The sequence below is a fragment of the Bacillota bacterium genome (assembly GCA_030705925.1).
Classification (GTDB): Bacteria; Bacillota; Clostridia; order Oscillospirales; family Feifaniaceae; genus JAUZPM01.
Genome location: JAUZPM010000057.1, coordinates 1 through 13,779 on the forward strand (window position 1 = coordinate 1; position 13,779 = coordinate 13,779).

Annotated in this window: 17 protein-coding genes; 6 read left to right on the forward strand and 11 right to left on the reverse strand. The window is 41.9% G+C overall.

Features of this window, described 5'->3' with window-relative positions; genetic code table 11:
- Positions 1-893: stalk domain-containing protein (locus Q8865_08810; protein MDP4153518.1), on the reverse strand; the 893-nt coding region annotated here is incomplete at its 3' end.
- Between the two features lie 252 nt (positions 894-1,145).
- Here Q8865_08810 and Q8865_08815 point away from each other — a divergent pair.
- From Q8865_08815 to Q8865_08825, 3 genes are all read left to right on the forward strand, one after another.
- A complete protein-coding gene (locus Q8865_08815) occupies positions 1,146-1,787 on the forward strand; it encodes a DNA alkylation repair protein (GenBank protein ID MDP4153519.1) in 642 nt (213 codons plus the stop codon).
- Positions 1,788-1,921: 134 nt separating this feature from the next.
- Positions 1,922-2,464 carry a carbonic anhydrase gene (locus Q8865_08820; GenBank protein MDP4153520.1) on the forward strand — a complete coding sequence of 181 codons (543 nt, stop codon included), beginning with the start codon at positions 1,922-1,924 and terminating at the stop codon, positions 2,462-2,464.
- Positions 2,461-2,991, forward strand: coding sequence for a CDP-alcohol phosphatidyltransferase family protein (locus Q8865_08825; GenBank protein MDP4153521.1), 531 nt, complete (start codon positions 2,461-2,463; stop codon positions 2,989-2,991). Before Q8865_08820 ends, Q8865_08825 begins: the two co-directional genes overlap by 4 nt.
- 37 nt (positions 2,992-3,028) lie before the next feature.
- On the opposite strand, the gene Q8865_08830 is transcribed toward Q8865_08825, so the two are convergent.
- Complete coding sequence (locus Q8865_08830; GenBank protein MDP4153522.1) at positions 3,029-3,481, reverse strand: staygreen family protein; 453 nt, start codon at positions 3,479-3,481, stop codon at positions 3,029-3,031.
- Positions 3,482-3,628: 147 nt separating this feature from the next.
- On the opposite strand from Q8865_08830, the gene Q8865_08835 reads away from it, so the two are divergent.
- Both Q8865_08835 and Q8865_08840 read left to right on the forward strand, forming a co-directional pair.
- Complete coding sequence (locus tag Q8865_08835) at positions 3,629-3,952, forward strand: helix-turn-helix transcriptional regulator (protein MDP4153523.1); 324 nt, start codon at positions 3,629-3,631, stop codon at positions 3,950-3,952.
- Positions 3,949-4,485: a DUF2812 domain-containing protein gene (locus Q8865_08840; protein MDP4153524.1), complete on the forward strand. Its 537-nt coding sequence runs from the start codon at positions 3,949-3,951 to the stop codon at positions 4,483-4,485. Before Q8865_08835 ends, Q8865_08840 begins: the two co-directional genes overlap by 4 nt.
- A 96-nt stretch (positions 4,486-4,581) precedes the next feature.
- On the opposite strand, the gene Q8865_08845 is transcribed toward Q8865_08840, so the two are convergent.
- Both Q8865_08845 and Q8865_08850 read right to left on the reverse strand, forming a co-directional pair.
- Positions 4,582-4,947, reverse strand: a complete 366-nt coding sequence (locus Q8865_08845; GenBank protein ID MDP4153525.1) for a GIY-YIG nuclease family protein — start codon at positions 4,945-4,947, stop codon at positions 4,582-4,584.
- Positions 4,948-4,959: 12 nt separating this feature from the next.
- Positions 4,960-5,439 (reverse strand): DUF6530 family protein, encoded by a 480-nt coding sequence (locus Q8865_08850; GenBank protein MDP4153526.1) that lies wholly within the window; start codon positions 5,437-5,439, stop codon positions 4,960-4,962.
- Positions 5,440-5,590: 151 nt separating this feature from the next.
- Between Q8865_08850 and Q8865_08855 the strand changes: the two genes are divergently transcribed.
- Positions 5,591-6,478 (forward strand): DUF1295 domain-containing protein, encoded by an 888-nt coding sequence (locus tag Q8865_08855; protein MDP4153527.1) that lies wholly within the window; start codon positions 5,591-5,593, stop codon positions 6,476-6,478.
- Between the two features lie 129 nt (positions 6,479-6,607).
- On the opposite strand, the gene Q8865_08860 is transcribed toward Q8865_08855, so the two are convergent.
- The 7 genes from Q8865_08860 to Q8865_08890 form a co-directional block, all read right to left on the reverse strand.
- The gene (locus tag Q8865_08860) at positions 6,608-7,702 is read right to left on the reverse strand and encodes a M23 family metallopeptidase (GenBank protein ID MDP4153528.1); all 1,095 of its coding nucleotides are present in this window, start codon (positions 7,700-7,702) and stop codon (positions 6,608-6,610) included.
- A gap of 15 nt (positions 7,703-7,717) precedes the next feature.
- Complete coding sequence (locus Q8865_08865; protein ID MDP4153529.1) at positions 7,718-8,206, reverse strand: phage holin, LLH family; 489 nt, start codon at positions 8,204-8,206, stop codon at positions 7,718-7,720.
- Positions 8,207-8,225: 19 nt separating this feature from the next.
- On the reverse strand, positions 8,226-8,480 hold the full coding sequence (locus tag Q8865_08870) for a hypothetical protein (GenBank protein MDP4153530.1): 255 nt from the start codon (positions 8,478-8,480) through the stop codon (positions 8,226-8,228).
- A complete protein-coding gene (locus tag Q8865_08875; GenBank protein MDP4153531.1) occupies positions 8,480-8,803 on the reverse strand; it encodes a hypothetical protein in 324 nt (107 codons plus the stop codon). Before Q8865_08875 ends, Q8865_08870 begins: the two co-directional genes overlap by 1 nt.
- A gap of 171 nt (positions 8,804-8,974) precedes the next feature.
- Positions 8,975-9,268, reverse strand: a complete 294-nt coding sequence (locus tag Q8865_08880; protein MDP4153532.1) for a hypothetical protein — start codon at positions 9,266-9,268, stop codon at positions 8,975-8,977.
- A gap of 21 nt (positions 9,269-9,289) precedes the next feature.
- Positions 9,290-12,868 carry a hypothetical protein gene (locus Q8865_08885; GenBank protein ID MDP4153533.1) on the reverse strand — a complete coding sequence of 1,193 codons (3,579 nt, stop codon included), beginning with the start codon at positions 12,866-12,868 and terminating at the stop codon, positions 9,290-9,292.
- Positions 12,869-12,916: 48 nt separating this feature from the next.
- A partial coding sequence (locus tag Q8865_08890) for a hypothetical protein (protein MDP4153534.1) occupies positions 12,917-13,779 on the reverse strand: 863 nt, incomplete at its 5' end.

Sequence of the window (13,779 nt, forward strand, 5' to 3'; positions counted from 1 at the left end):
AAGTCGATTACAGCTGACGTGCTGCAGTCTAGCTGCTCTGTTTTTCCGGTTGCAAGATCAGTACGGTAAAACGAATCGCCTTTATAAAAAAAATACAGATAGCCGTCAAATACTTTTTGAACATCAGGTGCTGGAGAATCAACCGGATTAATATCGTTTATTTTCGTTGTAGATGAGCTTTTTTCTTTAATATCCACATCGAATACCATACCTTGTTTGAAAGAAACATAAGCCTTTCCGTCGACGTAGGGTGTAATGGAATAGCTTTTCGGTATTTTGGCATCTATCATGCTGGCACTATCATTGTAAGCTTCGTCACCGTCTAAGACCCTAACCGAGCTATCACTGTCAAAAGTCGTAGAATAAACGTCTGCGGTATTATCTTTGTCATAGTCCACGTACAAGATAGAATTGCCCGAACCTACAGCTACTGAATCTGAGTCTTGAACGCTGTCATATTCGTTGGGATTGCGTTGCTCTATATATACCTTGTGATTGTCGCCGTCCCACAACACGTCGTATCCAGCGCTTTCCCCCACAAAGCGGAGGGGCACGAGTACACGCCCATTATCGATAAATGGCGGAGCGTCAAGGCTTAATTCCTTGCTGTTTACGGTCGCTTTTTCGCTTCCCACATTAAGCACGATAGTCGTGTTGTCTTTATTAGCTGTTACGATGCCGTTATCACCGTTCCAGTCTATAGTATAACCAAGCGTTTCGAATATTGCGCGCATGGGAACCATCGTCCGTCCATTACTGATTTTGGGTACAGCGTCAAATGCTATCTTTGAGCCCTTGTAATAAACCTCAATTGTACTGGCTTGTGCTGCAGCGCTTGGCAGTATACCAATGACCATTGCTACGATTACCATAAACACCGTAAGTCTTTTCATTATCCGTATCCTCTTTTCTACATGCTCTAATGCAAGATATATTTCGTCCGTCCATTAATTGTTTTTTATTATACTCTATTTTGTTGTATTGTAAATAGTTGTTAATTACTACCTTTGTGACGTTCACAACGTGTATCCGAAATATATTATTTTAGGTTGAATAGATAAAAATTTGAGAATGCTGATGTAATTAATGTTTATACCTTGTTTATCATTTATCTTGTTAATATAATAGTAAGCGAGGCGTTTTTAATGGATATATTCGAAATCTTTTACAGTTCTGCTAACCCTGAACAAGCTGTCAAAATGGCTGCATATATGAAAAACATATTTCCTTTTCTCGGTATTCCTAAACCTTTGAGAGCGAATCTCAGCAAAAATTTCATCAAACAGCGAAAAAAAGATAATCTAATTGATTGGGAATTTATACACGAATGTTATACACATGCTGAGCGTGAATTTCACTATCTTGCTCTTGACTACTTAATTGCATTAAAAAAACTATTAACACCAGAGGATCTTCCTAAAATTGAAAAGTTAATAGTAACAAACTCATGGTGGGATAGTTCAGACTGTATTGATGCATTGTTCGGAGATCTTTGTATTAGATTTCCAGAAGCAAAAGAAACTGCTTTGCAATGGGCAAAAAGTGAGAATATTTGGCTAAAGCGCGTTGCAATAGATTTTCAATTACAGTATAAAGATAAGACTGATCCTGAGTTGCTAGGCAGGGTCATACAGGCGAATCTTGATACAGGTGAATTTTTTATTAATAAAGCAATAGGCTGGGCACTGCGTGAGTACTCGAAAACAAATAAGGAATGGGTTGGGCAATTTATCTCTGAAAACAGGCTTAGTACATTAAGTGTCAGAGAGGCCAGTAAATATCTTTAGATCAATTTGCCCTAATTTAACACTCTTTTAACTCAAATGAAGCACCAAAATCTATTATACAAATCATCTCGCAATTGAATCCGATACAGTAATTTGATACAATATGAGTATATTTTATTTTAGGTGGAATAGAAATAATTGAAGAACTGCTCGAAATAAACAAAAATTTCGTTGAAAATAAGGAATACGAAAAGTTTATATGCGGTAAATTGCCGGCGAAAAAGACTGCCGTGCTTTCCTGCATGGATACACGTCTCACCGAACTTTTGCCCGCAGCGCTCGGTTTCAAAAACGGAGATGTCAAGATAATAAAAAATGTTGGCGGTGTCGTTACATATCCTTTCGGAACTGTTATGCGCAGTCTGGTGGTCGCTGTCTACGGACTTGGGGTGGAGAACATCCTCGTCGTTGGACATTATGACTGCGGGATGCAGGTGCTAAACTGCAAAGATATGCTTGAAAAAATGAAAAGCCGCGGAATCCCTGAAGAACGGATCGAACTTCTAAAATCCGCAGGCGTTGATCTCGAAACCTGGCTGACCGGTTTTACTGACGTGACTCAATCAGTAAGAGAAAACGTCGAGTTTATCAAAAACCATCCACTGATGCCTAAGGACGTCAAAGTCTTCGGATTTGTTATGGATCCCGTGACCGGCAAGGTCGATCCTGTTAAATGAAAAATGTTCCTAACATATTGACAGCTTGCAGGCTGAGCTTATCTTTTTTCTTCTTTTTTATACCGCCATTATGCATTTGGTTCTACATAATCTTTTTAATCTGCGGGCTTACCGACGTATTTGACGGATATATTGCAAGAAAAAGCGGGTCATCAAGCCTGTTTGGCGCAAGACTTGATTCGGCGGCAGATATGGTGATGACAGCTGCATTAATATATGTATTATTTCCTGTCGTCAACCTGTCACTGCCTGAAATCATGTGGCTAGCTTTAATTTTAATCATACGTCTTGCATCCCTCTCAGTCGTTTATATAAAATATAAGACCTTTGCAATGCTTCATACCTACGGAAACAAGCTTACAGGCATTTCAATTTTCTTGTTCCCGATACTGCTTTATTTTTTTGACAGCAGCGTGCTTATTTATATAATCTGTACAGTGGCAACCATTTCCGCAATAGAAGAATTCGCTATACATCTGACCTCGCATAAACTTAAAGCCGATATAAAAAGCATTCTCTCTCACTGAAAAAAGGAAGCTTTACGCTTCCTTTTTTTTTTAATATTTATGTAATCTTATAATCGCCTATCCTCCCGAAATCATACGTTTTGTCATATTCGGGGATTGCCGAAACGAATTCTATTATCACGGGCGCGCTGTCTAAATCGACGTATCTCTCAAATAAAAACCGGTCTGCCTGACGAAGCGCCTGCAGTGCGGTTGGCATCTCTCTGTAAAATATCTGATTGCGAAGCGCAGAACTGCCCGCCACTCCGTATCCGTCCACCAATACCGAGCCATAAAGAAGCGGCCCTTTGTAATCCTCCTGCCAGTCTAATCGGACTTCGTCGCGCATCCTCGTGATTTTATCCTCCGCATATTCGCCCGCAATAAAAACGAATAGATCGGCAGTAAGATCAGAATGAGTTATAGTATATTTTCGTCCCTTAACCGCCCCATACGGATTCATGGGGTCACGATATTGAGCAAACACTTTATATAGGTCCAGTTCTTTCATACGCAGCATTCCCCTTCTCAAGACTTTTTTCTATTCTATGCTGCGTTTTGAAAATATATGTTAAAGTACTTGACAAGTATATCGGGCGCCGTTATACTTATATCGTAATCTGATATAGCGGTAAATGACATAACGGAGGTCGATATAATGATAAATGAAAATATAGCCTTGACAGAAGCAGTGTATTATATCCTGCTGTCTCTTTATGAACCACTGCATGGATACGGGATAATGCAAAAGGTCGAGGGTTTAAGCGCCGGGCGTGTCAGGCTTGCTGCGGGGACGCTTTACGGAGCTATAAATACCCTTCTTGAAAAAGGCTGGATATCCGCTTTGCCGGGTGAAAGAAACAGCAGGAAAAAAGAATACATAATAACCGGTTCCGGCAGGAACGCAGTCAATAATGAGATTTTAAGGCTTCAAGAGCTTTTGACAAACGGTGAAAAAACAGTCGGAGGTAATATGCAATGAGGATCACAAAACATAAATTATTTTTTGCATGGGAATATGAAAAAGAAGAGCTTTGGCTGAACGAAATGTCAGCGCAAGGATTACAGCTTGTTGGTGTTGGCTTCTGCAAATACATATTTGAAGAGGGCACGCCCAGTGAATACAGTTATCGCATCGAGCTTCTTAATCAATACCCAACGCACCCGGAAAGCGTTTCATATATACATTTTCTTGAGGGATCAGGCATCGAACATGTCGGATCATACATGCGCTGGGTATATTTGCGGAAGAAATCAGACGGAGCGTTTGACCTGTTTAGTGATATCGACTCAAAAATAAGCCATTGTAAACGTATCCTCACTCTGTTTTTGTGCCTGTTGCCTCTTGAGATTTCCGCCCTTACCACTAACGCCGCCACCGCTGCAATGGGTTCAGTGCTCAATATGTTCTGTGCCATACTGCTGTCAATACTGCTGATATTTTTGGCAGCAGGTACATTCAGACTATGGCTTAAAATCAAAAACCTTAAGAAAGAACGCATTATGCATGAATAAATTTACCCGATATTATAGGCAGACAGATAACAGGCTCTCTGTTGTATACGATACAGCAGAGAGCCTGTTATTTTAAATTAAGGAGTCTGAAAGCTCCTATTCTATATTGTCAGGTCGTTTGTTGTAACCGCACTCATCGAAAGGCTGAAGCTTTATAAGCCAGTTTTTTAACAGCAGTTTTGCTTCGAATGCGACATCGATCATATCGTCAGTCTTCTTTTCCTCCAAAATTTCAAATATGAATGCGTCGGCTCCATATTCGTTCCAGTCTTTTTGCAGCTTTGAATTTGTATGCCTGCCCATATTCAGCTGACCTTCGATCCTAGTCCATATGTTTTTGAGATTTGGAAAAGCGGCGAGAAATATTTTTCCGTTCTTAACATTGGTTATTTTCACAACACCCATATATGTCTTTATCTGTTTATATTCTTCTAAAAGCTCTTTACGTCTTAATTTATCCATGACACCCTCCGATCAATATCCCAATTCCTTAAGAAGCTGTGACAATACTCGAAAGCGTTCGCCAAGCAGCTCGTCATCGTCGCTGAGTTTTTGCTGAAATATCTTTATATCCTCGTCGATCATTGGGTTATCGGTACAAACCGAAACGGTCATAGCGTCACCCTGAAGTCCGACGCGGTCGATAGTAGTATTGTCAGGATCGTACAGCTTTGAAAAACGGTAAGCCTCTCTGAAATATAGGCTGCTTCTGCAGACAAGTATTGCAAGGTCGAGCACCCTGTGCATCGGCATCTCCTCTGACTGTCTCGACCACTTTTCGCCGGTATACCGCCAAATTTTTGCCGAAATGTCAAGCTTTCCCCTGTCGTTCCACTGCGCAAGTCCGAGAGACAGCCCCTTTGCATCTGAATTATAAGCCTTTCTGCCGTCAATGTTTTCATAATTATCCGAAACGATAACAGGTTTATGTTTTAAAGTCGTTGGTATTTTCATATATTTATCTCCATTCAGTAAATTACTAATTTACTAGTTCAATAATTAGAGAATAGCACCAACAGCTCATTTTGTCAATATTATTTTATGTAATCGTTTCCTTATCATTTGTGATATAATATATAAAAGGCAATCGGGGGGAGCAACTGGAATGCTTAAAAAATTGAGACTATCCGGCTTTATTGCCCTGCTTTTGATCTACATATCAGCAGCGATCCTTGGCATATTTATCTTTATGAATCTGCCTGGTGCATACCTTTACGTAAGGCTTTGCGCTGCGGATGTCGCCGCCACGATTTTCATATATATCTTCAGTCTTATTTTAGGTAACGCCTCAGTCTATGACCCATACTGGAGCGTTGCGCCTATAGTTATCTTGCCCTTGACAGCGGCTTATTTAAAAATTTGGAACACCGGCGTAATGCTAATCATTGGGATTATAATGTTCTGGGGACTGCGCCTTACGCTTCACTGGGCGACAACCTTCAAAAATCTCAGCGTTCAGGACTGGCGATATACAAACTTAAAAGCATCAAAACCCAAGCTGTGGTTTATAACCAATCTTTTCGGCATACACCTCTTCCCCACTCTGGTCGTATTTTTTGTGATGATGCCGGCAATCATTTTTATAAGCGATTTCACAGTATTTAATATCGGGATCGTTTTAGGCTCACTTATATCCATTTTTGCCATCATGATGCAAGCCATGTCCGACCGTCAGATGAGCAGATTCCGCAAAAATGGAACAGGCGGCGTAAATCGTGAAGGTCTTTGGAAATACATGCGGCATCCGAATTATCTCGGCGAGATACTGATGTGGTGGGGGGTCTTCCTCATGGCGTATTTTGCAGATCAAAGGCTATGGTTTTGCGTCTTCGGCGCTATACTCAACACTCTTATGTTCATCTTCATCAGCGTCCCCATGCTGGAAGAACGCGAGCTAAAAAGCAAACCCGAATATGTGGAATACAAGGAAAACACAGGAATGCTTCTTCCCAATCTTAAATTGATTCTCGAGGAAAGGTTCGTATATAAATAATAGGGATAGCTAATCCTACGCATGGCCACGTTTGGTTGGCTCTCATAATCATAATCCTAAACAATTGCTACTTATACCCGCCCATAAAAAAAGCGGCTCACCGTTTCAAACGATGAGCCGCTTTTTTTATCATGCATTATATCTTAGTATCGTATCAATAACAGCATTGCCGTCCGTCACAGCAACATTGGTTCCGTTAACATCGAAGACAAATGGTGTGCCGCCGTCATACACTATCATATAGTTGAAACCATAATCTTTGAACGTGTTGTATATCTCGGTGGTCGCTGCCGCCGCCCCTGACTTCCTGTTGTAAAACGCGAATACATACGCCTTGTCACTCTTGAACGCAAGCATCGTGTGCCAGGTACAGCGGAATTTGTCGTCCCGCCATCCCTGCCGATAAATATCACGGGAAGCTGATACCTCCTTGCCGTTCTTGATGACAGGAATGCCGCTTGCAGCCCACAGCAGGTTTTGGATGTTGTCTATCTGATTCAGCTCGTCGTAGAAAGCCTCCTGGTCCTTTGTGACATAAAACGTGCTGAGCTTTCTTCCCACTGTCGACAGTTTCGCTATGTCAATCCAGTCCGGAAAGTCTTTTGCCTGGTTTATAACTCTGCCGTCGATTGCAAAGTTGCCGACCGGGTAGTACTTTCCGAATTTAGGATCTGCTGCGCTAAGCGGCGTATAAAACATGAAGTTGCAGTAATTTTTGATTGCTGTCGTCCTCTTTGCCTTCTCCCATTCCTGTGGGAAAGTATTTGCTGTCGGAGAAACCACCTCATACAAATAATTGCTGATTTTCTTGTATCCCATATTATGCTCCTCCAAATAACCTATTGGATTTATCGTGTTCCCCGGGAAGGGCATCGGGTACACAACAGGCAGCTTGCCGTACACCTCAAGGTGCAGGTGCTTGCCTGTGCTGTTGCCTGTGCTGCCCTCTGTGCCAATGACTTGCCCCTCGGCGATTTTATCATTGACCTTAACATTATATGACGCAAGGTGAGCATAGCGTGAGGCTGTGCCGTCGTCGTGATGAACTACGACATATTTTCCGTATGACTTGTCAAATGCAGCCGTGCTTACCGTGCCGGATGCAACAGCCATTACATTGTCATCGCCCACTGCTACGAAATCAGTTCCGGTGTGATAGCCGCAAGCCCAGCTCCCCTTTCTGCCGTATACACAGGAAATTGTATAATTATTAAATGGATACATCAATATGCCTTCTTCCTATTCGCTTACCTCTGCTTTAACAGGTATACCATCCTCTATATTATTATCACACGCAGAAATTGTGCCGGCAGAGTCTGCATTTTGCTGAGCATCTAAGCTTTTCCCCGAATCAGTGGCAACAGGATCATCGCTATGATAAGTATTAGACGTTTCATTTGCGATCTCTTTTGCAATCCCGCCAGCCGCCTCATCAACAGCGTCATTAAGCGCCTTAACAGACGCCTCGATCAGCGCATTGACCCCGTCATCAACGGCAATTCCGAGTTTATTAAGCATATTTATGACCCAAAGCTTACGCGTTGCGCCCATTTTAGTGCCCTGAATCGTCTGCTCCGCTGCGGCGACGAGCTTGTCCACCCAAGCTGATATAAAGTTGAAATTTTTAACATTCAAAAGCGACTTTATATACGGAACTGCGAATTTAAGTGCAATTCCCATTGCGAGTGTCAATATTCCATCCAATATGTATTTTGCAAGATCGTTCATAAGTTAACTTCCCCTTCTTTTATTCGCCGTCGTTTTTATCCTTCGGCACGTTATTTTGAATTTTTACAATGTTTTCAGCTTTTGCTTTGTTGTAATAAAATCCAGTTGCAGTCGCCAGTTCTGTGAAGACTGCCGGGATAAGATACTGGAACACGCTCATGTCGTTTGTTTTCCAAGACATCGCACAAGAAAAAATGACGACGAACACAACTCCTGCCGTCACCCAAGTGAGTATCACCTTCGAAAACTCACGTCTTTTTTTGCGTTTTTTCATTATGAGGCCCCCTTTGAAACAATGATATCGTGTTCGCGCTCTAAATGTTCATCGAGCCGCTTGTGCGCCTGCTTTGCCGACTCTTCGACTTTAATAAGGCGCTCCCTGCTTTCTTTGATGTCGTTTTTGACATTACTCATCTCGTTCTTTATTTCCGTGATGCCTATGCCGATGTTTTCAAGCTTGACAATAACTGTAGCCATAACCGACGCGTCCTCTTTGGTATCGGCTTTGTTGTTTCGCTTCAGTGCCATAAATCCGAAGACCGCGGCAAGGGTAACAGAAAAGAATGTTAATACGATTGAGAGATCTATTTCAGTCATTTTTCTACTCCTTAAAAAGTGGCTGTTGCAAAACGCCCCTTTAGAAAAATAATACATAAAAATGCGCCTTGAATTGGTCATCAAAAGCCATTTCAAAGCGCATTTTTGTATTGATCAAGCTGCTTCTGCTGTGCAAGTTACTATCGCCTCCCAGAAAAAAGCAGTGTGCATTCAGCAATCTTGCGCATCAGCAAACTCTGCAACTTCCGCTTTTATTCTTGCGTAAAGTGCCTCTCTAGTATATCCTTTACTATCATCTAAAGATAACGTGATAGCCGTTGATGAAACGATCATAGAGTTATCAGGCTTAGCCTTTTCTGTTTCTCTGTACTGGGTGTCAGCATATCCTGCAAGATTGATCTGCACATTTTCCTCACTGCCGTTATAAACCTGAGCCACCGCCTGTATACGGTGATATTTTGTTGTTTGCCCTTTGTTGTCGATAAGTTCCTTATAAAGTGCCATTTTTATTCCTCCTTAAAAATATTAATAACAACCAATTACTGTAATATCAAGAGTAGATGTCATAGCATTTGCATTGTCAATTGTCACATCAACTGACCCATTATTATATGTAGCTGATATACTACCACCGCTCCAAGTTGTTTCACTCCCTATCATAACAGGGTAATATCCCCATGTACCTTCATCAGATTCAATTTCAACAATAACCATTAAGGGTATAACAAAATCAATTGATACACTATACGTAGTACTGTCACTTGAGAGTGAGTATTCAGCGAAACTTGTATATAAAGGTAAAACCATTCTGTTGTTATTGTCGTAATACTGTTGAGCTTTTACGTTGCCTGATGTTGTTATATTCCCAGTTGTATTAAAGTTTCCATTTTTATCAATTGATGCTTTTTTAGTTCCATTAAACTGAAACGAAGCGATTTCTCCTGTACTTGCTGAATTTACCTGATTAATCGTAAGTGCAGCATTTCCGTCAGCTACATTTCTAGTCACTACTGTACCTGCCGTATTTAATGCTATTGTCGCATTATTATTTGAAGTTGGTTCAGTGATTTGTGATGCATTATAAGAGGTATTGCGAAGTCGTTTCATAAGATATGGAACAAATTTCTGGTTGTCGCAAAGGTTTACAACCTCGTTAAAATAGCCATAATTATCAGTATATTGTGCTAAGATAACATCCATTTCTGCGGCTGTTGGTTCATTTCCAGCACCAAATGTACAAGTCAAGTCCACTATTAAAAAATAACCAATATAAATATTGTCCCATCCAGAACTTCTGTAGTCACGTATTCCTATAGACCATAAATTTGAATCTAATGCAGTAGTATTGATTGATACTATTTCAAAATTTCCGCTACCACTGTGATATTTAAGCATATTACCTGATGAAACAATTCCAACATTACTTGACGTTGTTTTTAAATTAGTTGCAACATAATAAACATGGTTAGCAAAGCTTACAAATTGTGGTATATATACAGAACCTTTTCGTAATGTTGCTAACATTGTCCCCATACCAACACCACTTGAAGATAATGTTGCACCTACTGTAGTAGTCCATCCCACTGTCCCATTACTAAAATTACCATTATTCACCATGTTTCTTATTTGTAAATAAGTGTCACTTTCAACCGCTTCTAATCTCGTGTCTAAACTACTAATTTCATTTTTATCTGCTGTATCTGCCCAGTCAGACCATACACCTGAGGAAAGAATAGATTGACGTGTTTTATCATAACTTCCATCAGTTTTATAACGATGCTGAATAACACCCGGTTCATAGTCACCACTATAATCAGTATCATATATTCGATCTGAAGTTACTTCTAAGCAGTAGGTTTCATAAACGTCTGAAGCTAGATTAACTTGGTAAATCCCGCATTCTGTAATAGTGTCATAGCTAGACTCATCCGATAATTCTTTAAACTGTAATCCGGTAACTGGTACACCATTTATTTCATAACCTGCTGCTGAAATAAAGCCATTTTTACTGATTGATGCTTTTTCAGTTCCACCAAATTGGAACGATGCTATTTTACCAGTACTTGCTGCATTAGCTTGATTTACCGTAAATGCTGTATTAGAATCTACTATGTTACGTGATATAATAATACCCGTATCATTAAAATAAACTGCTGAATTATTTTCACTTGAAACATTAGTGATTTTTGTTATTCCGTATCCTGCATTCCAATTTGTACCGTTGCAAATAAGCATCTTGCCACTATTACCCGAAACTACTGGTAAATTTCCAGAACTTATAACAGCATTTTTCACAAATGCTGTTGTTGCTAATTTAGTGCTATTGTCCTCCGCTGTCGGAGTTGGAGCCGTCGGTGTCCCCGTAAGCGCGGGCGAATATAGCGGTGCTTTCGTGCTTTGAAGCACCCTGCCCTGATTCGCCGTCAAAGCCAGCGCATTGCTGGTGCTTGTCAGCGTGTCGTTCAGCTGAACAACGCCTAACGACGTTGTCGTCGCGGACGGCAGCGCATGGACTCTCCATGTGTCCCAGGACGCTCCTCCGTTAAAGCTTGTCCTGTAAAGCAGTGAATAAAAGTATGGATCATCCTTGCTTTTATATTTGAATTGCTCCTGAAAGACCCTGTTTGCCCCGTTTGTGACATCTTTTGCGACAAACAGATAGCTGACATTCAGATAATCAGGGTCGTCAGAGGTCGATGTAACATATATCCCCGGCTCGGTAATGCTGTCAATATCCGATTCGCTGAATACTTTGATCCCACTTATCCCATCTGCAACCGCCTTTACAAAAGCAGTAGTCGCAAGCTTTGAACTATTGTCTCCTGTTGGCGGAGTTGCGGCTGTAACACTGGCTGGAAACGTCACATTTTTATTAGCATCCCAAGAGTAAATCGTCCTTTTCCCGAATGTTCCCCCCCACCACTCAAGCCCATACAATCCCATAAAATTGGTGCTCGTATTAGTTCCACTATTTGCTTTAACGGTAATTCTTACATGATTATAATGATATTGAGTTGTTTGATTAGAAAAAGCAATGTTATCGTGAGGCAAAAATATATGTCCCGGCCATGTGCTTACTGCATTTGTATATGGTACTACTGTGACCCAATCTGTAGAATCATCCCTTTTCTTATCAATTTTTATCTGCATAGTATCACCATTGGTCGTAAGGTACAAATACATCCAATCTAAAAAAACATATGTGGAGTCATTATCAATTGTTATCCTCATATAAGACCCTTTGTTAATTCTAATATCAGCGTTACTGTTTCCGCTTACCAGATTAGCTTTATCAGAATCAGACACTGCGTATGAAGTGTAAGTAACATCATCAGTGCTTGTTTCAAAAGATATTTTACTAACGTCATAAAACCACAACTTATTAGTTGCTTCCGAATCTATCATTCCTGCCTCAAGAGCTGAAGGGTTGCCTAAATTTGCTCTAGCAATACCTTGCGGTGGATTAATAACATTAAGCTGATTTTGCACACTGGTAAGCTCCGCTTCGGCAGTCTGGCTGCATGAAGTTACCGCCGCATTTACAAATGCAGTTGTTGCTAATTTTGTGCTGCTGTCCCCCGCTGTCGGTGTCGGTGCAGTCGGTGTTCCTGTGAATGCGGGCGACACCAGCGGCGCTTTCGTGTTTTGCAGCACTCTGCCCTGATTCGCCGTCAAAGCCAGCGCACTGCTGGTGCTTGTCAGCGTGTCGTTTAGCTGAACGATACCCGCCGCATAAATAGATCCTGAGGGAATCTTGGCATTTGAGATCCAAGGTTCCCAATAGCCGTCAGAGGCGTCATAAGTCCTCCATGACTCAGTCACGATGTCACTTCCATCATAGCTGATGTCATACTGAAAGATTATGCCGCCGCTTGTTGCGGTGACAATAACAAAATCAGAGCAGTCTGATAATAAATAAACACCCTTGCAGTCGGCGGTTTTCATATTATCGAGGTCATCGTAAGTGGCGGATTTGATCCCGTTTTCGGCGACAAGTGCAAGCGCGTTGTCTATAATGTCCGCATTGCTGTTCATATCGGTTACACTGTACAGATCCGAGCGATCCGGCTTTTTCAAATTATAATTAGGCGTATATTGAGCCATAACAGCCCTCCACTTCTTCTAACCGGCAGCATCAGCCGCGCGGTAAAATTAATCGCATTGCCAGCCTGTTATGATACCGTTTTCAACGTAAATCTCACATGCGTAAGTGGTCGGATTGATCGTTCCCGTATATCCGGCGTCAGGCTTGGAATTGTTGATCGCCGTCAAAACGTAATCGGTGGTCGCAATTTTCGTGCTTCTGTCGTATTGACCGGGTGTCGGCGCGGTTGGCGTTCCTGTGAATGCGGGCGAAGCCAGCGGGGCTTTCGTGTTTTGCAGCAAGCAGCCCTGATTCGCCGTCAAAGCCAGCGCACTGCTGGTGCTTGTCAGCGTGTCGTTTAGCTGAACAACGCCTAACGACGTTGTCGTCGCGGGCGGCAAAGCATGAACGCGCCAGTTATCCCATGTTTTTCCGCCGTCAGAGCTTGTTCTATATAAAAGCGAGTAATAATATGGATCGTCCTTGCTTTTATAGGTGAACTGCTCCTGAAAGATTTTGCTGGGAGTTGAGGCGCCGTCACAGTCGACTGCGACGAACAGGATATTGATATTCATGTATTCGGTTTCGCCCGAGCTTGAGGTCATGTATAACCCTGGCGCAATGATATTGTTTATATTTGCCGGATCGTATGTTTTTATGCCATTGATTCCGTTTGCAACCACATTTACAAACGCGGTCGTTGCAATTTTCGTGCTGTTGTCCCCCGCTATCGGAGTGGGAGCCGTCGGCGTCCCAGTAAGAGCCGGTGATGCCAGCGGAGCCTTCGTGGAATCAGCGACCGTAATATTCGCCGTTCCGTCAAATGCCACTCCGTTTATCGCCCTTGCCGTCGCAAGCTTTGTCGCACTTGCGGCATTTGCGGAAGCCACAAACGCAGTCGTCGCAATTTTCGTGCTGCTGTCCCCCGCTG

Bases quoted from the DNA above. Each gene is read 5' to 3' on its own strand.
- Q8865_08865 (MDP4153529.1), bottom strand. From the start codon at position 8,206: ATGAACGATCTTGCAAAATACATATTGGATGGAATATTGACACTCGCA.
- Q8865_08870 (MDP4153530.1), bottom strand. From the start codon at position 8,480: ATGAAAAAACGCAAAAAAAGACGTGAGTTTTCGAAGGTGATACTCACT.
- Q8865_08855 (MDP4153527.1), top strand. From the start codon at position 5,591: ATGCTTAAAAAATTGAGACTATCCGGCTTTATTGCCCTGCTTTTGATC.
- Q8865_08845 (MDP4153525.1), bottom strand. From the start codon at position 4,947: ATGGATAAATTAAGACGTAAAGAGCTTTTAGAAGAATATAAACAGATA.
- Q8865_08825 (MDP4153521.1), top strand. From the start codon at position 2,461: ATGAAAAATGTTCCTAACATATTGACAGCTTGCAGGCTGAGCTTATCT.
- Q8865_08835 (MDP4153523.1), top strand. From the start codon at position 3,629: ATGATAAATGAAAATATAGCCTTGACAGAAGCAGTGTATTATATCCTG.
- Q8865_08885 (MDP4153533.1), bottom strand. From the start codon at position 12,868: ATGGCTCAATATACGCCTAATTATAATTTGAAAAAGCCGGATCGCTCG.
- Q8865_08830 (MDP4153522.1), bottom strand. From the start codon at position 3,481: ATGAAAGAACTGGACCTATATAAAGTGTTTGCTCAATATCGTGACCCC.
- Q8865_08815 (MDP4153519.1), top strand. From the start codon at position 1,146: ATGGATATATTCGAAATCTTTTACAGTTCTGCTAACCCTGAACAAGCT.
- Q8865_08840 (MDP4153524.1), top strand. From the start codon at position 3,949: ATGAGGATCACAAAACATAAATTATTTTTTGCATGGGAATATGAAAAA.
- Q8865_08860 (MDP4153528.1), bottom strand. From the start codon at position 7,702: ATGTATCCATTTAATAATTATACAATTTCCTGTGTATACGGCAGAAAG.
- Q8865_08850 (MDP4153526.1), bottom strand. From the start codon at position 5,439: ATGAAAATACCAACGACTTTAAAACATAAACCTGTTATCGTTTCGGAT.
- Q8865_08880 (MDP4153532.1), bottom strand. From the start codon at position 9,268: ATGGCACTTTATAAGGAACTTATCGACAACAAAGGGCAAACAACAAAA.
- Q8865_08875 (MDP4153531.1), bottom strand. From the start codon at position 8,803: ATGACTGAAATAGATCTCTCAATCGTATTAACATTCTTTTCTGTTACC.